Source organism: Bizionia argentinensis JUB59, assembly GCF_000224335.1.
In the GTDB taxonomy this organism is placed as follows: Bacteria; Bacteroidota; Bacteroidia; order Flavobacteriales; family Flavobacteriaceae; genus Algorimicrobium; species Algorimicrobium argentinense.
This window is the reverse complement of record NZ_AFXZ01000002.1, coordinates 306,579-328,305: the sequence shown is the minus strand read 5'-3', so window position 1 is coordinate 328,305 and position 21,727 is coordinate 306,579. Positions and strand designations below refer to the sequence as shown.

Genomic DNA, 21,727 nt, shown 5'->3' with positions numbered 1-21,727 from the left:
ATAACTATGATTTTTTGCGTATTTATGTTTTAAATGCATATAAATCAGGTTTTCATTCCTTGGCTAGCGTCAGACGGGTTGTTTCTATAAGCGAAGGGGTCTAAATTATCTGTCCGGCATTACTATTTTTACAACTTCAATTTCTTTTTCAAATCTTTAGTCATAGCATCTTTATGAATCATTATTGCAATAGTTTTTAGGCGCATATAAGCTTCACTCATGTAAACGAATCCACCATTAGCTATATACATGTCATCGGTTCCCCAAGAGTTTTTTACTTTATAATAAATTTTGCCATTTTGATCGCTCATGGTTCCAGTAATATGCATTAAATGATCGTCTTGCGTTGCATAGCTTTCAAACTCTTGTTGTCTGTATGCTTGCGTAATATTTTTCTCTGGACGAACTTGCGTCATAATTTCTTTAAAATGCGCTTCATCATCTGGAATTACAGCAAGACCTTGCTTGGCAGAAAAAGTTCTTTCACTTACATCACAATCTAATTCAACTGTATAACCATTTTCTAATGCACGATTAAGTGTCGCCATCATATCATCTAAAGTCACATTATAAAAACTACCATTTGAGAAATTATCAGGAATATTTAAAATGAATTGCGAGTAAAAAGGATGATGTGTAAATGACGTTAGACTCACATAATTATCAGGATTAATTTTAGTCATTGCCTGAAAGGATTTTGGGGTGTATTGAACACCTTCATAAGTGAAATCTGTAATATCTTTACCTAAATACGTATCTAGCGTATGGCTAACAATCCCTTGCCATTTAGGCGATAAGCTTCTGCTCGGATTATCAATATAAACATCTAACATGCCTTTTAAAAGGGCAGCCAATTCGGCGTGGTTATGTCCGCTAGCATCGGCGTCCATTCCACTATAAACCGATTTTGGAACTAACCCATTTTCACGAATACTATTCATAACATCATGTGCTAAACCGCCTTCTCCAAATTGCGCTTTTCCTTGGCGCATAACGTAATTCCAAGCTTTTTTAGGATAGGTATGGCGGACCTGATACATTTCAGAAACATCAATTTGTTTTCCGGTTAAACGTTTTATTTCACTTTCTAAAAATGAAGAGGTCGAAAAACTCCAGCACGTTCCCGTAGTTCCTTGACTAATAACTTCGGTAGTTTCCAAATTAATAACTTGTTCAAAGGTGTAAACTTGCGAAAAACTGTTTGTAAAACTGAAAAGAAGGGCTAATAAAAATAGAATGTTCTTCATAGGATGGTTTGTTAGCTAAATAATAATTATTTTTGTCTAAAATAGATAAAATGAGTGTAGCAAACTGGAAAACCGCTAAAGAATATGAAGATATCACCTATCAGAAATGTAATGGTGTGGCGCGTATTGCTTTTAACAGACCTGATATTAGAAATGCTTTTCGTCCGAAAACGACGAAAGAATTATATGATGCATTCTATGATGCCGGGGAAGATGTAAATATTGGTGTTGTATTATTATCTGCTGAAGGACCTTCAAGTAAGGATGGTGTTTACAGTTTTTGCTCTGGCGGCGATCAAAAGGCGCGAGGTCATCAAGGTTATGTAGGTGAAGATGGTTATCACCGTTTAAATATTTTAGAAGTACAACGCTTAATTCGCTTTATGCCTAAAGCGGTTATTGCCGTAGTTCCAGGTTGGGCTGTTGGTGGTGGACACAGTTTACATGTTGTTTGCGATTTAACGCTTGCCAGTAAAGAACACGCTATTTTTAAACAAACGGATGCCGATGTTACCAGTTTTGATGGTGGCTATGGTTCTGCGTATTTAGCAAAAATGGTTGGTCAGAAACGCGCACGTGAAATTTTCTTTTTAGGTCGAAACTACTCTGCTCAAGAAGCTTACGAAATGGGTATGGTTAACGCTGTAATTCCGCATGATGAGTTAGAAGCGACAGCTTATGAATGGGCGCAGGAAATTTTAGCAAAATCACCAACATCCATTAAAATGTTGAAATTTGCTATGAATTTAACAGACGATGGCATGGTTGGGCAACAGGTTTTTGCTGGCGAAGCAACACGTTTAGCTTATATGACAGACGAAGCAAAAGAAGGTCGTGATGCCTTTTTAGAAAAACGTAAGCCTAACTTTCCTAAAAAGTGGATTCCTTAAATAATAACTATGCCATCATTTAAACATTGGGTTTCTGCGGCACGTGTCCGCACGTTACCCTTATCTCTTTCTGGAATTATTATAGCCACCTGTTTTGCGGCTTATAATGGTTTTATGAATTGGCCTATTTGTATTTTGGCCATTTTAACTACGGTTGCATTACAAGTGTTATCCAATTTTGCTAATGATTATGGTGATGGCGTAAAAGGTACCGATAATCACGAACGGATTGGTCCACAGCGGGCTTTACAAAGTGGCGCGGTATCTGCAGCGCAGATGCTGGTCGCTATTAAAATCAATATTGCCATCATTATAATTTTGGTTATTGCTTTGCTTTTAACTGCATTTGGTATGCGCTATTTCCTTTATACTATGGGGTTTTTAGTACTTGGAGGTTTTTCAGTTTACGCGGCTATTAGTTATACAGTGGGCGATTCTGCTTATGGCTATCGCGGTTTAGGTGATATTTTCGTTTTTATTTTCTTCGGAATAGTCAGCACTTTTGGAACGTATTTTCTCTATGCATTAAAAATTGATCATATCATTTTTCTTCCAGCCTGTATTATCGGTTTATTAAGTGTGGCAGTTTTGAATTTGAATAATATGCGTGATATTATTTCCGATAAAAATGCCAATAAAATCACATTGGCTGTTAAATTAGGTTTGAAAAATGCGAAAAAATATCATTACTTTTTAATTGGTGGTGCTATCGTTCTATCTTTGGTATTTACCGCTTTCTACTATGTATCGCCATTTAATTTATTGTTTATGGTGTTGTATATTCCGTTGGTAAAGCATTTGTTTTACGTTAAAAAAACAACAGAACCTTCGAATTTAGATCAGGAATTAAAAAAAGTAGCGCTTTCTACATTTTTCTTGGCTATTTTAATGGGTGTTGGGTATCTCATCTAATATATTTTATCCACTTCTTTTGATGAAATTGTTTTAGATTTTGTATTTTTCAGTACATAAAATTTAAAACGTTTTTCAATGAAAATTACATTTTACGGCCACGCCAGTTTAGGAATAGAAGTAGATGGTGTTCACATCTTGGTGGATCCTTTTATTACTGGTAACGAAAAGGCCTCTCACATAGATATCAATACGTTAAAAGCCGATTATATTTTACTTACGCACGCGCATCAAGATCATATTCTGGACGTAGAAGCGATTGCCAAGCGAACAGATGCTGTAATTGTTTCGAACTTTGAAATCGTTACGTATTTTCAAAATAAAGGATTTGAAGGGCATCCAATGAATCATGGAGGTTCTTGGGATTTCGAGTTTGGTGAAGTCAAATATGTAAATGCAATTCACACATCGTCATTTCCAGATGGTAGTTATGGTGGGCAACCTGGTGGATTTGTCATTAAAGGCGAACATAAAAATATTTATATTGCTGGTGATACAGCGCTAACAATGGATATGAAACTGATTCCGTTAAGCACGAAATTAGATTTAGCTATTTTACCAATCGGAGATAATTTTACCATGGGAATCGACGATGCTATTTTAGCCAGTGATTTTGTGGAATGCGATAAAGTACTCGGTTACCATTTTGACACCTTTGGTTATATAGAAATCAATCATGAAGATGCTAAACGCAAGTTTTTTGAAAAAGATAAAGACTTGATGTTATTGGGAATTGGTGAGAGTTTAGATTTGTAGAGTTTATCGTACCACACTTCTCAAAATATACCAATGCAAAAACTTGGGAAAAAAGCGTTTTAAATATACACCCAAAACTTCTTTTTTTCCAAAATACGCTTCGAATTTATTTTTATGAATAGCTTTTAGCATGCGCTCGGCAAAAAGGTTTACGTCTAGTCCGTTTTTGGTAGCAGTATCTTGAGTGTTTTGTAAACTGCCATCACCAGTTAAAGCATTTTTGGCAATATCTGTATTTACGAATCCCGGACAAATAAGCGTGACGCTAATCCCATCTTTTTCATGCTCTAATCGCAAAGCATCAAAAAAGCCATGAAGCGCATGTTTGGCCCCACAATACCCCGATCGATAAGGCGAAGCAAATTTCCCCATTAAACTTGTAACCGCTACAAATTGCCCAGACTGCTGTTTAACAAAATAGGGCAGAAGTGCTTTGGAAAGTGCAACAGTTCCTAAATAATCGACTTCCATTAATTTTTTATCCACGGAAATATCGGTTTCAATAATTAGCGATCGTTGACTAATACCACCGTTGTTTATTAAAATATTAATTTTGCCAAATGCAGAAACTGCCTTTTCTACAATAGTTGACATAGTTTGGTAATCAGCCAAATCAAATGGTAAACAGGCTATGTTTTCGGGTTTTGGACAGGCATTTTTTACGGCTTCCAAATCAGCTATCCGTCGTGAGGAAATAATGAGTTGACAGTTTTGTTTTGCTAAAATCATCACTAACGCTTTTCCTATTCCGCTAGAAGCACCTGTAATCCAAATAACTTGATTGTTGAAATCCATAATAATGCTCGCGAAAGTGGTTATCTCTTAATTAATAAATCAATTTTCATTATGCGACTGCGACTGCGACTGCGACTGCGACTGCGACTGCGACTGCGACTGCGACTGCGACTGCGAGCTATTTTCAAGCCACTCATCCCGTAAATCACCACTCATTTTTCCGGTGCCATCGTGGAGCCATCCAGGTGGTTTTATAAAATATAGTAAGCGACTTTTAAAAGGTTTGTTGCCCGAAAAGGCATCTTTAAATAAATTTCGCCATTCTATAAAAGCAATTTTCACTGGATTATAAGTATCAATGTTAACTACTAATCCATACACTACTTTTTCGTCTTTTAATTCCGGTTGAAAGGTTCCAAATAATTTATCCCAAATAATAAGAATACCGGCGTGATTCCTATCTAAATACAATGGATTACTACCATGATGTACGCGATGGTGAGAAGGTGTATTCATAACGGCTTCAAACCATTTTGGCATTTTATCAATTGCTTCAGTATGAATCCAGAACTGATATAATAAACTAATAGACATCTGCAGTAAAATCATGCCAGGATGAAAACCGACTAGCGGCATCCATAACCAAAATATAAAAGAGTAAAATCCGCCAGACCAGGTTTGCCGTAAGGCCGTACTTAAATTATAATGTTTTGAGGAATGATGCACGACATGCGAGGCCCAAAACAACCGACTTTCATGAGAAATACGATGAAACCAATAATAGGACAAATCATCGGCAAAGAAAATCAATATAAAACTCCACCAGGCAATCGGAATGGTAAATAGACGGAAGTTATCATAAATCCAAAAAAATGCTAATAATACGATAGCCTTACTCAAAAATCCAACAAAAACATTACCCAATCCCATGGCAATGGATGAAAAGGAGTCTTTTACTTCGTAAGATTTAATCTGTTGTTTGGCAGTAACATACATTTCTAGCAACATGGCCAAGACAAAAACTGGAATGGCAAATAGTATGATGTTTGGAAATTCAGGCATTTGGTTTGTTTTATGTTGTCTAAAATACAAAATAATTTGAGTACTTTTGAATACTATATGAAAGCAACTTATTATCAACATATTCTTAATTTTAAACAAGCAAGTGGAACCTCTCGCGGTGTTTTGAAAACGAAAGAAACTTGGTTTATTATTCTAGAAGAAAACAAAAAGCAAGGTATTGGCGAATGTGGTATTTTACGTGGTTTAAGTGCTGACGATGTTCCTAATTACGAGGAGAAACTACAATGGACTTGCGCAAATATTCATTTGGGTTTATCCGTTTTATATAACGAATTAAAAGAATTTCCAAGCATTCAATTCGGATTGGAAATGGCTTTTAAATCATTGCAAGCAGAAAATAAATTCGATTTATTTCCTTCAGAATTCACTCAAAATAACCAATCGATTCCTATAAATGGTTTGATTTGGATGGGAACAGAAGCATTTATGAAACAGCAAATTCAGGAGAAAATTGAAGCCGGTTTCCGCTGTATAAAAATGAAAATTGGAGCGATAGACTTTGAAACTGAATACACGTTGCTAAAAGCTATAAGAAAAGAGTTTTCAGCAAAAGATATCGAATTGCGTGTGGATGCTAACGGCGCGTTTTCACCAGATGAAGCATTAGAGAAATTAAAGCGTTTATCCGAACTAGAATTACATTCCATTGAGCAACCAATAAAAGCGGGACAAATAGAAGTTATGGCAAAACTGTGTAAACAAACACCTTTGCCAATTGCTTTGGATGAAGAATTGATTGGGGTTTTTAAAACTTCGGAAAAAGAAGTTTTATTAAAGACTATCAATCCCCAATTTATTATTTTAAAGCCGAGTTTTGTTGGTGGTTTTCAGGGTAGTACTGAATGGATTCAATTTGCCGAAAAACAACAAATAGGTTGGTGGATAACCAGTGCTTTGGAAAGCAATGTGGGTTTAAATGCGATTGCACAATGGACCTATACGTTGCAAAGTAATTTACCTCAAGGTTTAGGAACAGGTAGTTTATTTACTAACAATTTTGAAAGCCCGTTGACTGTAAAACATGGTTCTTTATATTACGATCACAACAAATTTTGGGAATTTAATTTCCCAAATTAATTTATAATTTCACTAAAATATAATCATAAATAAAATATGTATATAGCTCAAGCATTTAAAGGATTTCACGATTGGTGGCGGTATATTATTGGAACTGTTGCTATAGTTGCGGCAGTGGTGATTGGTCAAATACCATTTACAGTCGCCGTATTTGTAAAAGCATTTTCAGAGGGCGGAAGTGTAATGGGCATGAATGAGGCCGATTTAATGGGGATGTTAGAATCTAATTTGAATTTATTTTTGATGCTTCTATCCTTTGCAGGTGGTTTAGTAGGGGTCTTTTTAGTTGTGAAATATCTGCATAAGCAATCTATTACTGAATTAACAACAGCACGTAAAAAAATTGATTGGAACCGATTTTGGTTTGCCTTTATTTTATGGGGCGTAATTGCTACTAGCTTTATTTTTTTAGATTATTATTCATCACCTGAAAATTACGTCTTAAACTTTAAATTAGTCCCATTTTTAATTTTATGCATGATTGCAATTGTATTGATTCCTATTCAAACTAGTTTTGAAGAATATTTATTTCGTGGTTATTTCATGCAAGGTTTAGGGATAGCAACAATTCAAAATAAGTTTCCTTTTATTTTTATTTTTTCAATTGCCTCAATTCTGATTTACTTCTATTTAGATTATGTTTTTGTATTTAGTTCCATTTTGAAATCAGCATATTACATTTTTATGCCATTACTTTTAATCTGGCTAACGAGTTCTAATCTTTTTAAAAATATCGTTATTTCCAAACCAAATAGCTTGCTATATAAAGTTTTGAACAGAAATTCAACACCCCTTCTAATCACATCTTTAGTTTTCGGTTTACTGCACATTGCCAATCCAGAAGTGGCGCAATTAGGCTATGTAGTTATGGTATATTATATTGGAACAGGCTTGTTTTTAGGTGTTATGACCTTAATGGACGACGGCCTGGAACTTGCTTTGGGTTTTCATGCTGCTAATAATTTATTTACGGCTTTACTTGTTACGGCTGATTGGACTGCCTTTCAAACGCATTCTGTTTTTAAAGACACATCATTGCCTGAAGCAGCAGGATTTATGGATGTATTTATGCCAGTATTTATCGTGTTTCCTATATTACTTTATATATTTTCGAGAAAATACAAATGGAACAATTGGCAACAGAAACTTTTTGGTACAGTAAAAGAGCCGGCAAACGAATCAACTAATAGTATAAACGAATAATTTAAGATGACACCTACATTTGATAAAGTACACAACCATTTTCAACTTAATGGTTTTCATTATAATCGCGAAGGTTTAAAAGAAGTCGCTTACAGTTATATTAAGGAAGGTGATGATTTTGAAATCGCTATTGGCGAATTCCTGGCGGATTGGTTAGATCCTAATGATACTTTGGAAGCCAAAACTTCTGGATCTACAGGAGCGCCTAAAACCATTGGTATTAGTAAACAAGCCATGGTACATTCAGCGTTGACGACTGGAGATTTTTTCGAATTACAACCTAAAGATGGTGCGCTTTTGTGTTTGCCCGCGGGAACTATTGCTGGTAAAATGATGCTAATTCGTGCTATGATGTTGGGTTTACACTTGGACATTATTTCACCAAAAAAAATATTGGAAATTAATGAGCGTAAAGTATACAGGTTTGCTGCTATGATTCCGATGCAATTGCAAATGAATCTTTCTAAAGTCGAAAAAATAGAAATGATTATTGTTGGTGGCGCTCCTGTGTCAAGCGATTTAAAAAAGACGATTCAAAATATTACTCCAACCGTTTTTGAATCCTATGGTATGACGGAAACTGTTAGTCATATAGCACTTAAACAGCTTAATAATTTTCCGGAAGCAAGCGCTAACAACTTTTTTGTAGTGTTGCCTGGTGTTCTAATTTCGCAAGATGAGCGCGGTTGTCTGGTTATAGATGCCAAAAATATTGCTGAAGAGATAATTACAACCAACGATGTTGTAAAAATTCATGGCGATTCAACCTTTGAATGGTTAGGTCGAACGGATTTTGTAATTAATTCTGGAGGTGTTAAAATTCATCCGGAAATGGTTGAAAATGCTTTAGCGACAAATATCGATTCTCGATTTTTTATCGCCTCTTTACCAGATAATGAATTAGGAGAACGTGTTATTCTTATTATTGAAGGTGAAACAAAAACATTTAAACCAGAGGTGTTTTCAAATTTAAATAAACATGAAATTCCTAAAGAAATTTTCTTCGTAAAACGGTTTAAAGAAACAGATTCCGGGAAAATTCAACGTAAAAAGACGGTTGCCTCAATCAAATAGCGCATACACGAATTTCAGATTTTATATATAGTATTTGTGTTTTAGGTTTACATAGAATTTAAAACACAAAACCATGAATAATCTATTACAATTTGTATTTGTAGCTTTTATAAGTCTTCAAATTCATGCGCAACAACGAACTATCTCTGGAACTATCTCTGACGAAAACGGTATTGCGTTACCCGGTGTGAATGTTATTATAAAAGGCACATCAGACGGAACTCAAACTAATTTTGATGGTTTTTACAGTATTAAAGCAAAACCAGGTGATTTATTAGTATTCTCATTTATCGGTTATCAAATCGAAGAAAAAGAAGTCAACAAAAATACATCTAATCTTACGTTTGCTATGCAAGTGGATTCTGCTGTTTTAGAAGAAGTGGTTGTGTCATCTATAGGTTTTGAAAAGGAATTAAACAGAGAACGAAACACCCAAACAAATAGAGTTCATTCATTACAAGGCAAAGTAGCAGCTGTTAATATTAACTCTAATGGCAAACATATTAATCAAACCTCACAAATTGTTTTACGCGGAAATCGGTCAATTCTAGGACCCCAAGAAGCCATAATAGTTATTGATGGCAATATATCTAGTGCCGAAACTTTAGCGAATTTAGAACCTGAAAATATAGATATCGTAAATGTAATAAAAGGAGCAGGAGGTAAAGCTTTATATGGTGCACAAGGCGCAAATGGGGTTGTAATTGTAACAACAAAGGATGGGAATTATATCCTTCCAAATGAAGTTAAGCAGCACATTTTGCATCCAAATACTTATGATAATTCTGATTCCTATGAAGAAATTGTAGAAAACGCTTTTGAAAACGTAAAAACTAAACCCTTATCAACGTTTTCCATTGATGTAGATAAAGCTTCTTACAGCAATATCAGACGCATGATAAATAATGGTCAAGAAGTTCCTGCCAATTCAGTTAAAATTGAGGAAATGGTAAACTATTTCGATTATGATTATCCACAGCCAGTTGATAAGCATCCATTTTCTATCAATACCGAACAAATTAAAACACCTTGGAATACCGATACACAATTAGTTCGGATTGGTTTACAAGGGAAAACCTACGAGAATGATGCGCTGCCAGCTTCTAACTTAACATTCCTTATTGATGTTTCTGGTTCTATGAATGGTACAAATAGACTGCCATTATTAAAATCTGCTTTTAAATTATTAGTTAACCAATTACGAGAAAAAGATTTGGTTTCCATAGTAGTTTACGCTGGAGCGGCAGGTGTGGTTTTAGAGCCGACTTCAGGAAATAAAAAGGATAGAATAATAGCAGCTTTAGATAAATTAGCGGCAGGAGGATCAACTGCTGGTGGACAAGGTATAGAATTGGCATATAGTTTAGCAGAAAAGCATTTTAAGAAAAACGGCAATAATCGTGTTATATTAGCAACGGATGGCGATTTTAACGTTGGTGCTTCTTCAGATAAAGACATGGAAAAATTAATTGAAGAAAAACGTAAAACGGGTGTATTCTTGTCGGTTTTAGGTTTTGGATATGGCAATTACAAAGACTCTAAACTCGAAACATTAGCTGATAAAGGAAATGGAAATCACGCATACATTGACACCATGCAAGAAGCTCAAAAAGTATTTGGAAAAGAATTTGGTGGTACTTTATATACGATAGCTAAAGATGTTAAAATTCAAGTTGAATTTAATCCTGCAGTCGTTCAAGCTTATCGTTTAATTGGTTACGAAAATAGAATATTAGCAGATGAAGATTTTATAGACGATACCAAAGATGCTGGTGAATTAGGAAGTGGACATTCCGTAACTGCCTTATATGAAGTGATCCCAGTAGGTGTAAAGAGTCCTTATATGAAAAATATTTCCGATTTGAAATATACAAAAAGTGAAAATACTTTAAATTTTTCTGATGAATTGTTTACCGTGAAATTCCGTTACAAAAAACCTGATGGCGAAAAAAGCATTGAAATGGTTCATGTGCATGAAAACAAAGTTCATAAAGCTTCTACGGATATGCAATTTGCATCGGCAGTCGCCTTATTTGGCATGCAATTACGGGATTCTAAATATGATAACAACGGACAAATAACAGATGTCTTGGTATTAGCGAAACAGGGTAGAGGTATTGATAATAATGGCTACCGTTCGGAGTTTTTAAGATTGGTAAATGCATATAACAGCTTGTAATTAAATTTAAAAAATTAGAAAGAACGCTTAAGGAATTAAGCGTTCTTTCTTGTTGAAATTTTATAGAAAGCATAAGAAGCAATCAGGCCTATTAGAGATACTACTGCCATAATCATAAATACATGTCTATGACCCAGCGCTCCTGGTGATGCATCTAGAAAGTAACCAATTATTGGGCCAGCAAAAATGTCTGGCGTGTAGCCAACAACAGAAATAAAACCAACAGCTGTACCGGTTAAAGCTACAGGGATTTTAGCTTCGTTTAATGTGGCAAAATATAGTACGCGTGCCGAATATACACCAATAGCCATAATGATAATTGATAATACAAAAAGCATGGTGGTATGACTGTTTATCATAGACGTCGAAAAAATAAGGCTCGTAATTAGCATTGCCAAAAACCCAATGACAATCCACAAGGAAGCACGCGTTTTATCGGCTAATAAACCTATAACGACACCAATTATTGGGCGCATATAAAGTAAATAGGTACCAACTTGAGCAGAATCTATATCATTATAGAGCATGACGTCTTTTGCGTATAAACTAAAAACATCTGTCATTTTATAACCAAAATAAGCACACAGAATAATTATCATTAGCAACCAAACACTAGGATATGCCATGACTGTTTTAAAGTTCCGCCAAGTTAAGTTTTGAGTTGAATTTGAGGCTGTTTCAGAATAGCCTTTATTTTTTAGAAAAAAATAGACTAAAAACGCGATAAAGCAAACAATTGAAGAGGTGACAATAATCACCATTTTAAAGGCTTTTTGTCGTTCTAGTAAACTCGTTTCTGCAATATCCGAAGTGATAAACACAGAAAATAATAATACACCGAGGGAACCAAAAAGTGCAGCCGTTAAACCACGACCACCATCCAAAAATCCAAATGCCAAGCCTTGATGGTTATTACCGCCCCATATGCGGGTGGCTTTTATCATAGCAGCCCAAAATAAAAAAATAGTAGTAAATCCCCAAAAACCATACAAAATATGAAGCATGATTAAAGAGGGATATGAGGCAAGATAGAAACCACCAAATGCTGTTAGCATTAATGCTACAGCCATTAATTTACTAGGTTTAAATTTATCTGCTAAAGGTCCGCCGAAAAGGTAGGAAATAAGCGCAACAGCACCATAAACGGAAAAACAACTTCCCAATTGGGTGTTATTAATGGCAAAAACTTCGAGAAAAGTTGGTCTAAAAATACGCGCTAATACAAAAGGTAAAACAAAAACAGCTTCACCCGCCAATATAAGCAAGATGATTATAAATGCAGATGAAGCCGATTTTTTCTTAAGCATTATACCTGTAAAACACCCATATTAAATTTCTTTTCAATAGGCGAGTGATTAGCAGCTTCTATTCCCATACTTATCCATTTTCGGGTATCTAACGGATCAATTATGGCGTCAGTCCAAATTCGAGCAGCTGCATAATATGGCGAAACCTGATTATCGTAACGATCTTTGATTTCTTTAAACATGGCATCTTCTTTTTCTTGAGTAATTTCTTCACCTTTCTTTTTAAGCGATGCTTTTTCAATTTGTAACAATACCTTTGCAGCACTATTACCACTCATAACTGCTAATTCAGCACTTGGCCAAGCAACAATCAGTCTTGGATCGTAAGCTTTTCCGCACATAGCATAGTTTCCAGCACCGTAACTATTACCTAGGATAATAGTGAATTTTGGTACCACACTATTACTTACAGCATTTACCATTTTAGCACCGTCTTTTATAATACCGCCGTGTTCACTTTTACTTCCTACCATAAATCCGGTAACGTCTTGTAGAAAGACTAAAGGTATTTTCTTCTGGTTACAATTCGCAATAAATCGGGTGGACTTATCAGCTGAATCGTTATAAATAACACCACCAAATTGCATTTCACCTTTTGCGGTTTTCACTAATTTTCGTTGGTTAGCAACAATTCCAACAGCCCAACCATCAATACGTGCATAACAGGTAATAATAGTTTTTCCGTAATCGGCTTTGTACTCTTCAAATTCACTATTATCAACCAAACGCTTAATCACTTCATACATATCGTATTGATCAGCACGAGATTTTGGAAGAATACCATAAATGTCTTCTGGATTTTCTTTAGGCTTTAGGGCGTCAGAACGATTATAACCTGCTTTATCATAATCACCAATTTTATCGATAATATTCTTGATTTTATCTAAAGCATCCTTATCATCTTTCGCTTTATAATCTGTAACTCCCGAAATTTCGCAATGGGTAGTTGCACCTCCTAAAGTTTCGTTATCAATAGTCTCTCCAATAGCAGCTTTTACTAAATAGCTTCCAGCTAAAAAGATACTTCCTGTTTTATCAACAATCATTGCTTCATCACTCATAATTGGTAAATAAGCGCCACCAGCAACACAGCTCCCCATAACGGCAGCAATTTGGGTAATTCCCATACTACTCATAATGGCGTTATTTCTAAAAATACGTCCGAAATGTTCTTTATCTGGAAAAATTTCATCTTGCATTGGTAAATAAACTCCTGCAGAATCCACTAAATATATAATTGGTAATCTGTTTTCAATAGAAATTTCTTGCGCGCGTAAATTCTTTTTGGCAGTAATTGGAAACCAGGCGCCAGCTTTTACGGTAGCATCGTTAGCTACAACTAAACACTGTTTACCTTTTACATAACCCATTTTAACAACCACACCACCAGAAGGACAACCACCTTGCTCTTCGTACATATCTTCGCCGGCAAAAGCGCCGATTTCAATGCTTGGTTTTTTCGGGTCTAATAAATAATCAACACGTTCGCGTGCGGTTAGTTTTCCTTTAGCATGTTGCTTTTCAATACTCGGTTTTCCGCCTCCTAATTTAACATGCGCCAGGCGTTTTTTTAATTCTGAAACGAGCATTTTATTATGATCTTCGTTTTTATTGAAGTTGATGTCCATAGATTTTTTCTTTGCCACGAATTTACGAAAGAAGAACATGGTTTGAAAGTGAATATTTTAATAAATAATTTTACACGGAAATAGTTTCCTTGGAAACTATTAATATTGTCCTTATATTTGTCTTCTAACTTTAAAACAATTAAAATGAAAAGAAACACAATTATTTATTACATCTCCACAGGTTTGTTAAGCTTGTTACTTTTGTATTCCGTTAGTATGTATTTTCTTATGTATGATGATGTGGCAGGTCAGTTTACTAATTTCGGTTATCCAACTTATTTAATTTATCCTTACGCCGTAATTAAACTAATAGGCGTAATTGTTTTATGGGTTCCAACTTTAAAAATTATTAAGGAATGGACTTATGCCGGATTCTTTTTTGCATTTATATTAGCATTTTTTGCACATTACATGATTGGAGATGGCGAGCAAATAGCAGCAGTTTTAGCTATAATATTATTGCTTGTTTCATATTTTTTTAATAAAAAGATTAACGCGTAATATGAAAAGAATCATTGCTTTTGCCGGTAGTAATAGTAAACAATCTATAAATAAAATGCTGGTAGAATATACCAGAAAACAAGTCGAAGAATCAGGATTAGAAGTAATTATTTTAGATTTAAACGATTTTGAAATGCCAATTTTTGGAGTCGATTTAGAATCTCGTGATGGTTATCCGGAATCAGCTAAAAACTTATTTAATTACATTAAAAATTGTGATGGGATTATTTTAAGTTTAGCAGAGCACAATGGCGCGTATAGTACGGTTTTTAAAAATGCTTTTGATTGGATGTCTCGAATAGAGGCCAAATTATTTGCTAAAAAACCCATGTTACTTATGGCCACCTCGTCTGGAGGTCGCGGTGGTGCTTCGGTTTTAGCTATTGCCAAAGATAGATTTCCTAGACATGATGCTCATATTGTAGCTGACTTCTCATTACCTATGTTTAACACACATTTTAAAAATGGCGAAATAATTGAGGAGTTGCTTAAAACCGAATTCAAAAATAAAGTAGAACTATTTAAAAATGAAATCAAAAATGGAGATTAAACATCAAAAAGACCAAGAAAGCGGAACATTTTTTATCGAAATCAATGGAACTAGAGAGGCTGAAATGACCTATAGGTACATAAATACAAACACTATTGATATCAATCATACAGAAGTAAATGATGCTTTAAAAGGTGAAGGTGTCGGTTCTAAATTAGTAGAAGCTGCCGTTAAATTTTTAAGAGAAAATAATTTAAAAGCTGTGGCAAGTTGTTCGTATGTATCTCATGTTTTTGATAAAAAACAGGAAATGTATAAGGATATTATTTCTGGCTAATTTGGTCAAAATATTTAAAATTTGAAACTATGGGGAATATTGTAGAAGATGTACAGTCGCGTTTTGAAAACAATAAAGTAAAAGCTTTAATTAATATTTTATATACAGCTAGTTGGATATCGAATAAGCAGAATATGTTTTTTAAACAGTTTGGTATTTCTCCGCAGCAATATAATATTTTACGTATTTTAAAAGGTGCTAAAAAGCCGTTAAAGGCTCAAGAAGTTAAGGATCGGATGATAGAACGTTCACCAAATTCAACGCGGCTCATGGATAAGTTAGTTGCTAAAAATTTGATTAAACGTTCGCCTTGCGAAAATGATAGGCGGGTTGTTTACATCCATATAACTACTGACGGTTTGAATCTTTTAAAATCAATTTCCAGTGATTATAACCTTGATATTTTAAAAAATTTATCTGAAGGTGAAGCAGAAGAGTTAAGTGATTTATTAGATAAATTACGATAAAAATTTGGATTTAACACTAATCGGATAGAATAAATAATAAATAAATATACCCACTTTCGTGGGCAATAAAGATGAACTTTCGTGGGCAATAAAGATGAAAACTATACTATATAAAGCAGAAGACAGAGGTTTTGCCAATCACGGTTGGTTACAAGCAAATCATTCTTTTAGTTTTGCCAATTATTTTGATAAAGAAAAAATGAATTTCGGGGCTCTACGCGTTTTAAATGATGATGTTATTGCGCCTAAAATGGGGTTTGGAACACATCCTCACGAGAATATGGAAATTATAACCATTCCATTAAGTGGCGTTTTAAAACATCGTGATGATATGCATCAGGATTGGCAATCTGTTTCGTCCGATGAAGTACAAGTAATGAGTGCTGGAACGGGTATACAACATTCTGAAATTAATGGGTCGGAAAAGGAACATTTAAATATTTTCCAAATATGGATAACGCCTAATAAGCAGAATGTTAATCCGCGATATGGCCAGAAAAAATTTTTAAAGGAAGATCGGAACAATAATCTTCAAATTTTGGTTATTTCAATGGATGATAGTCATGAAGGCAGTTTAAAAATTAATCAAGATGCTGTCATTTCTAGAATTGACTTGGATGCTGATAAAACGTACAATTATACGTTGAAAAGCAATAACCACGGAGTATATATTATGAATATTTCAGGGAACGTAACTATTGATAGTACGACTTTAGAAACACGAGATGCACTTGGAGTTTCACAAACAGATCAATTTTTAATAACAGCAAATGATGCTTCAGGTCTTTTATTTATTGAAGTTCCAATGAGTTAATGTCTTTATCGCAGGCGTGTTAAAAAGCAAGCATTAGCGTGTAAATTCTATTAAAAATACCGATATTTGTTATTGCTAACTTTTAAACTAAAAAAACAGATTATGTCAATGAATAAAAACACAGTATTAGCGTGGGCAACGGCTATTATGATTTTTGTAGGTCTAGCGCTAATTGCGCTAGGAGCCTTTAGATATGATGATGTGGCCGGCTGGGGATTTGCTGCTGTAGGAATCGGTTTTTTTGCAATAGCATGGGTTTTCAATGCACTTAAAGGACGGGTTTAATTAGCTTCCGAATTATTCGTAATTGACAATTAAAGTCATAAAATTTATCACAAATCAACAATAAAACTTATTTAAAAAATGAGCGACGATAAAAAAGTAATTTTTTCTATGTCTGGTTTAACCAAGACATTTCCAGGTGCTAATTCACCTGTTTTAAAGAATATTCATTTAAGTTTTTTCTATGGCGCTAAAATTGGAATTTTAGGTCTTAATGGTTCTGGAAAATCAACTTTACTAAAAATTATTGCAGGTCAGGATAAAAACTATCAAGGCGATGTAACCTTTTTACAAGATTATTCTGTAGGATTTTTAGAACAAGAACCGCAATTGGATAATGAAAAAACGGTAATGGAAATCGTTCGTGAAGGTGCTGCTGAAACCGTTGCTATTCTTGATGAATACAATAAAATTAACGAAATGTTTGGTCTGGAAGAAGTATATTCTGATGCAGACAAAATGGAAAAACTCATGAACCGCCAAGCTTTGCTTCAAGATCAAATTGATGCATCAGATGCTTGGGAATTGGATACTAAATTAGAAATTGCCATGGATGCTTTAAGAACTCCAGATGGCGACAAGAAAATTGGTGTGCTTTCCGGTGGTGAGCGTCGTCGTGTAGCATTATGTCGTTTGTTATTGCAAGAGCCTGATGTATTATTACTAGATGAGCCTACCAACCACTTGGATGCAGAATCCGTACATTGGTTGGAGCACCATTTAGCACAATATAAAGGAACTGTAATTGCTGTAACGCACGATAGATATTTCTTGGACAATGTAGCAGGATGGATTTTAGAACTGGATAGAGGTGAAGGTATTCCTTGGAAAGGGAACTATTCGTCTTGGTTAGATCAGAAATCAAAACGTATGGCTCAAGAAGGTAAAGCTGCTTCTAAACGTCAGAAAACATTAGAACGTGAGTTGGAATGGGTTCGTCAAGGTGCCAAAGGGCGTCAGACCAAACAAAAAGCGCGTTTGAATAACTATGACAAATTAATGAGTCAGGATCAAAAGCAATTGGATGAGAAATTAGAAATTTACATTCCAAATGGTCCACGCTTAGGAACTAATGTTATTGAAGCCAAAGGTGTGAGTAAAGGTTATGACGATAAGTTGTTATATGAAGATTTAAACTTCAATTTACCTCAAGCAGGAATAGTTGGTGTTATTGGACCTAACGGTGCCGGTAAAACAACTATTTTTAGAATGATTATGGGTGAGGAAACTCCAGATAAAGGCGAGTTTATAGTGGGTGATACTGCTAAAATCTCCTATGTAGATCAGAGTCACTCTAATATTGATCAAGAGAAATCTATTTGGCAAAACTTCAGTGATGAGCAGGAGTTAGTAATGATGGGTGGTAAACAAGTGAATTCTCGAGCTTATTTAAGTCGCTTTAATTTCAGTGGAAGTGAGCAGAATAAGAAAGTGAAATTACTTTCTGGTGGTGAGCGTAACCGATTGCATTTAGCAATGACTTTAAAAGAAGAAGGCAACGTATTATTACTGGATGAGCCTACAAACGACTTGGATGTAAACACATTGAGAGCTTTAGAAGAAGGTTTAGAAAACTTTGCTGGGTGTGCAGTAGTTATTAGTCACGACAGATGGTTTTTAGATAGAATTTGTACACATATTTTAGCTTTTGAAGGCAATAGTGAAGTCTATTTCTTTGAAGGAGGCTTTAGTGAATATGAAGAGAATAAGAAAAAACGTTTGGGTGGCGATTTAATGCCAAAACGAATTAAGTATAAAAAATTAGTTCGCTAATTAAACCTAAAAAGCCTCGATTAGTTCGAGGCTTTTTTATGCTTTATTTTGAAATTATTAATTCCGTTCGTATAGATGTCCCTCTCTGAAATCTTTGTAGAATAGTTTAGATTTTTTGTTTTTTAAAGTTTGTGATTTGCTCAAACGTTCATTTTCTTTATTTAAAAGGAAAGATTCCCTAATAACCAGAATTAATAATGCCAAAAAAAATAAAACAATGATAGCAAGTATATTTACAATACTAGTTTGATCAATTAAAAAAAGAGAATGAATAAGTTCGATTATTTGTATGCGCAACATAGTAGAAGATATAATTTGTTCTTATATCTAATCAAATATAAATCTATTATATCACTAATAAACTAAAGATGAAAATATTGTGATATTTTTTGGAGTCTTTTAAGATGATTTTAAGGAATTAGATACTGTTTGAAATTAAATAAATTTCAATACTAGATATACAGTGCGCTTTAGGAGATTATAATTTACAAATCTAAAATCATTTTAATATCACCCCGAGTATAAGGCGAGTTTTCTTCTACAGGAACATTTACAAATCCATACTTACTATAAATATGAATAGCATTTTTTAATTTGCTATTCGTATACAATATCAGACTTTTTAAATTTTGTTCTTTAGCAAAATCAATACAATGCTGCATTAACTTCTGACCCATATTTTGGCCACGTAATGTTGGTGAAATCGCCATTTTAGTCAATTCTAAAATAGATCTATCTGTGGTTGGCATAAGTGCAACAGTACCGACTATTTTGTTATCCAGACGCACAAAAAATATAAACCCTCCCTTATTAATTATATAGATTTCAGGATTGCTTAATACCTCTTTATCCAAAGGTTCAACATAAAAATAGCTTTCCAACCATTCTATATTAAGTTTGTAAAATGCGTTTGCGTATTGTTTTTCAAAAGGAATAATTTCAAGCATTATTGTGGGCTTTTATAAAATCAGTTATTAAATATGATAATAGTTTTCCAACTTGTGATTCTGTTTCGGGTGTTGGAGCAGCCTCACAAAGATGTAAGTACATGGCTTGCTTATTTTGCGCCATAATGTGTAAAAAATTACGCGCTTTAGATGTGCTAAAACCGCTTGGTGTCATGGCGCTACTCGGTATATTTAAAATGGCATCACAATCTATTTCTACTCCAAAAGGTTTAGATTGTATAAATTGCAAGGCGCGATTTAATTCCGATTTAAAGGATAACTCTTTACGTACTTCAATAGCTTCGAAGCTGTTGAACTCAATATGTGGATTATCTGATAATTCTTTGAAAATAGCCTCCGAAGTGTAATTTTCATGTAGACCGAAAATAAAGTAATTCTTTAAAAAACCTTCTGAATAGGCGTAGCGAAAACCATTTCCACTGTGTCGGCCTTCTTCATTTCTAAAATCGGTATGCGCATCAAAATTAATAACGTTTATAGGTTTTTTAAGTGCTAATGATGTGCCTTTAATATTCCCGTAAGCATTATTATGACCACCCCCAATTACAATCGGCGTTTTTCCAGCTTTTACAATAATAGAAACGAGGTCCGAAACATGTTTATCAATTTTAGATACTAGTTTACGTGATTTCTGGATGTCTTTTGAGTTTTTTTGGTCTAATTCGGAAAGTTTTTGCATTTCTTTGGAAAAATCTAAATGTCCTAAAACAAGCACCTTATTAGCATGTGTAAATTGATTGCTTTGAATATTTAAAAGAACCATAAGACAGGCATCCCAAGCATTTGAGGTGCCTGGTTTCCCTAAATTGGCAAAAACGCCAACATCTTCGGGAATACCAAAAATGATGTATTGGACGTCCAAAGTTTTGATTTGTTCGTATATATCGGTATGTTGAAGCGGTATATGTATATGTTCGCCAAACTTGGATTCGTCTGAACGCTTAGTTAATAATGATTTAAGTTTCGTTTCATTAAATACTTCCAGCTTTTCCATATACACAGTCAATTTTAGTATAAAGAACAAAAGTACTTTATATTTGAAACTTTAGGAGCAAATGATTAAAAAAGCCTAAAATAATAGTAACTTTATTTTTTTAATTAATAACATTTATGAAAAACAACGGAAATAATACAGGATTAAAAGTCGCATTAGGCATCGCCTTGGTTTTATTTGTAGCTACTGGAATTTACACCTCTAAACTTTATAAAGAAAAAGAGAGTACAGAAGCGCATTTATTGCAAGAGAAAGAAATGGTCATGAAGGATTTAAGCAACATGGCTAAACAGTATGATGTTGTTATCGGCGAGAATGATATTGCCAATGAAAAACTAATTGAAGCTAAAGGTCGTATTCAAGGATTAATCGATTCTTTAAAAGTCTCTGAAACAAATGTGCAGAGTTTGTATCGTTATAAATCTAAATACACGGCTTTACAAAAGGAAATGACCGTTTTATTAAAAGAAAATGACCGTTTGAAAGTTGAAAATCAATCGTTATCAACGTCATTAGATAGTACGAGAGTTCGTTTAGAGGAACGTACCATGTTTACAGATTCTTTACTTGTTCAAAACACGGCATTAGCTGAGGTAGTAAGTAATGCATCAGTTTTAAGTGCGGTTTCTTTAGAAGGTTTTGGCGTTATTGAACGCAATTCAGGAAAGTTAATCCCAACAGAAAGTGCAAGACGTGCTGATAAAATACGCGTATGTTTTACTGTTCCTAAAAACAAACTAGTTGAAGGTGGCGAACAAGAACTATACATTCAAGTTATCGATCCTAATAATAATACCATGGGTGCAAACGAGCAAATTGAATTTGATGAAAAAGTACTGAACTATAGTATGGTCAGTAAGTTTAATTATGAGAACACAAGTTTAAATATTTGTGAATTTGTGGCAGGTAACGATAATAAATTTGAAAAAGGACGTTATATTGTTAATGTTTTCAATAAGAAGGATTTAGTTGCCACATCAGAATTTACTCTAAAATAGTAGTCTTACAGT

General features: G+C 34.3%; 22 protein-coding genes. 15 read left to right on the top strand and 7 right to left on the bottom strand.

Annotated elements, in window-relative coordinates; genetic code table 11:
* Nucleotides 1-128: 128 nt before the first annotated feature.
* The gene (locus tag BZARG_RS01630) at nt 129-1,247 is read right to left on the bottom strand and encodes a C1 family peptidase (protein WP_008634796.1); all 1,119 of its coding nucleotides are present in this window, start codon (nt 1,245-1,247) and stop codon (nt 129-131) included.
* A 50-nt stretch (nt 1,248-1,297) separates the two neighbouring features.
* Here BZARG_RS01630 and BZARG_RS01625 point away from each other — a divergent pair, with 50 nt between their 5' ends.
* From BZARG_RS01625 to BZARG_RS01615, 3 genes are all read left to right on the top strand, one after another.
* Entirely contained in the window at nt 1,298-2,137 is an 840-nt protein-coding gene (locus BZARG_RS01625) for a 1,4-dihydroxy-2-naphthoyl-CoA synthase (protein WP_008634333.1), read from the top strand.
* Nucleotides 2,138-2,146: 9 nt separating this feature from the next.
* Nucleotides 2,147-3,049 carry a 1,4-dihydroxy-2-naphthoate octaprenyltransferase gene (menA, locus tag BZARG_RS01620; protein WP_008634310.1) on the top strand — a complete coding sequence of 301 codons (903 nt, stop codon included), beginning with the start codon at nt 2,147-2,149 and terminating at the stop codon, nt 3,047-3,049.
* A 78-nt stretch (nt 3,050-3,127) separates the two neighbouring features.
* Nucleotides 3,128-3,805: a metal-dependent hydrolase gene (locus BZARG_RS01615; protein WP_008634444.1), complete on the top strand. Its 678-nt coding sequence runs from the start codon at nt 3,128-3,130 to the stop codon at nt 3,803-3,805.
* A 3-nt stretch (nt 3,806-3,808) separates the two neighbouring features.
* Here the strand turns inward: BZARG_RS01615 and BZARG_RS01610 are convergent, their stop codons facing one another.
* Together BZARG_RS01610 and BZARG_RS01605 are read right to left on the bottom strand one after the other, a co-directional pair.
* Complete coding sequence (locus tag BZARG_RS01610) at nt 3,809-4,600, bottom strand: SDR family oxidoreductase (RefSeq protein WP_008634349.1); 792 nt, start codon at nt 4,598-4,600, stop codon at nt 3,809-3,811.
* Between the two features lie 39 nt (nt 4,601-4,639).
* A complete protein-coding gene (locus BZARG_RS01605; RefSeq protein WP_008634279.1) occupies nt 4,640-5,602 on the bottom strand; it encodes a sterol desaturase family protein in 963 nt (320 codons plus the stop codon).
* Nucleotides 5,603-5,659: 57 nt separating this feature from the next.
* Between BZARG_RS01605 and BZARG_RS01600 the strand changes: the two genes are divergently transcribed.
* From BZARG_RS01600 to BZARG_RS01585, 4 genes are all read left to right on the top strand, one after another.
* On the top strand, nt 5,660-6,700 hold the full coding sequence (locus tag BZARG_RS01600) for an o-succinylbenzoate synthase (RefSeq protein WP_008634583.1): 1,041 nt from the start codon (nt 5,660-5,662) through the stop codon (nt 6,698-6,700).
* A gap of 36 nt (nt 6,701-6,736) precedes the next feature.
* On the top strand, nt 6,737-7,903 hold the full coding sequence (locus BZARG_RS01595; RefSeq protein WP_008634383.1) for a CPBP family glutamic-type intramembrane protease: 1,167 nt from the start codon (nt 6,737-6,739) through the stop codon (nt 7,901-7,903).
* Nucleotides 7,904-7,909: 6 nt separating this feature from the next.
* On the top strand, nt 7,910-8,977 hold the full coding sequence (locus BZARG_RS01590) for an AMP-binding protein (protein WP_008634665.1): 1,068 nt from the start codon (nt 7,910-7,912) through the stop codon (nt 8,975-8,977).
* A gap of 73 nt (nt 8,978-9,050) precedes the next feature.
* Entirely contained in the window at nt 9,051-11,156 is a 2,106-nt protein-coding gene (locus BZARG_RS01585; protein WP_008634663.1) for a vWA domain-containing protein, read from the top strand.
* A gap of 35 nt (nt 11,157-11,191) precedes the next feature.
* On the opposite strand, the gene BZARG_RS01580 is transcribed toward BZARG_RS01585, so the two are convergent.
* Together BZARG_RS01580 and BZARG_RS01575 are read right to left on the bottom strand one after the other, a co-directional pair.
* A complete protein-coding gene (locus BZARG_RS01580) occupies nt 11,192-12,463 on the bottom strand; it encodes an MFS transporter (protein WP_008634527.1) in 1,272 nt (423 codons plus the stop codon).
* Entirely contained in the window at nt 12,463-14,091 is a 1,629-nt protein-coding gene (locus BZARG_RS01575) for an acyl-CoA carboxylase subunit beta (RefSeq protein ID WP_008634591.1), read from the bottom strand. Before BZARG_RS01575 ends, BZARG_RS01580 begins: the two co-directional genes overlap by 1 nt.
* 144 nt (nt 14,092-14,235) lie before the next feature.
* On the opposite strand from BZARG_RS01575, the gene BZARG_RS01570 reads away from it, so the two are divergent.
* From BZARG_RS01570 to ettA, 7 genes are all read left to right on the top strand, one after another.
* Nucleotides 14,236-14,592, top strand: a complete 357-nt coding sequence (locus tag BZARG_RS01570; RefSeq protein WP_040287882.1) for a DoxX family protein — start codon at nt 14,236-14,238, stop codon at nt 14,590-14,592.
* Nucleotide 14,593: 1 nt separating this feature from the next.
* Nucleotides 14,594-15,142 (top strand): NADPH-dependent FMN reductase, encoded by a 549-nt coding sequence (locus BZARG_RS01565; protein ID WP_008634786.1) that lies wholly within the window; start codon nt 14,594-14,596, stop codon nt 15,140-15,142.
* Nucleotides 15,120-15,419 carry a GNAT family N-acetyltransferase gene (locus BZARG_RS01560; protein ID WP_237702555.1) on the top strand — a complete coding sequence of 100 codons (300 nt, stop codon included), beginning with the start codon at nt 15,120-15,122 and terminating at the stop codon, nt 15,417-15,419. The genes BZARG_RS01565 and BZARG_RS01560 overlap by 23 nt, the downstream gene beginning before the upstream one ends.
* A 29-nt stretch (nt 15,420-15,448) precedes the next feature.
* Nucleotides 15,449-15,886: a MarR family winged helix-turn-helix transcriptional regulator gene (locus BZARG_RS01555; RefSeq protein WP_008634168.1), complete on the top strand. Its 438-nt coding sequence runs from the start codon at nt 15,449-15,451 to the stop codon at nt 15,884-15,886.
* 94 nt (nt 15,887-15,980) lie between these two features.
* Nucleotides 15,981-16,700 (top strand): pirin family protein, encoded by a 720-nt coding sequence (locus tag BZARG_RS01550; protein WP_008634675.1) that lies wholly within the window; start codon nt 15,981-15,983, stop codon nt 16,698-16,700.
* A gap of 102 nt (nt 16,701-16,802) precedes the next feature.
* Nucleotides 16,803-16,985, top strand: a complete 183-nt coding sequence (locus BZARG_RS01545; RefSeq protein ID WP_040287881.1) for a CAL67264 family membrane protein — start codon at nt 16,803-16,805, stop codon at nt 16,983-16,985.
* A gap of 78 nt (nt 16,986-17,063) precedes the next feature.
* Nucleotides 17,064-18,755, top strand: coding sequence for an energy-dependent translational throttle protein EttA (gene ettA, locus BZARG_RS01540; protein WP_008634175.1), 1,692 nt, complete (start codon nt 17,064-17,066; stop codon nt 18,753-18,755).
* A gap of 485 nt (nt 18,756-19,240) precedes the next feature.
* On the opposite strand, the gene BZARG_RS01530 is transcribed toward ettA, so the two are convergent.
* Nucleotides 19,241-19,702 carry a GNAT family N-acetyltransferase gene (locus BZARG_RS01530; RefSeq protein ID WP_008634421.1) on the bottom strand — a complete coding sequence of 154 codons (462 nt, stop codon included), beginning with the start codon at nt 19,700-19,702 and terminating at the stop codon, nt 19,241-19,243.
* The gene (locus BZARG_RS01525) at nt 19,695-20,717 is read right to left on the bottom strand and encodes a formimidoylglutamase (RefSeq protein ID WP_008634222.1); all 1,023 of its coding nucleotides are present in this window, start codon (nt 20,715-20,717) and stop codon (nt 19,695-19,697) included. The genes BZARG_RS01530 and BZARG_RS01525 overlap by 8 nt, the downstream gene beginning before the upstream one ends.
* A 116-nt stretch (nt 20,718-20,833) precedes the next feature.
* On the opposite strand from BZARG_RS01525, the gene BZARG_RS01520 reads away from it, so the two are divergent.
* Nucleotides 20,834-21,715, top strand: coding sequence for a chromosome segregation ATPase (locus BZARG_RS01520; RefSeq protein ID WP_008634504.1), 882 nt, complete (start codon nt 20,834-20,836; stop codon nt 21,713-21,715).
* Nucleotides 21,716-21,727 lie beyond the last annotated feature (12 nt).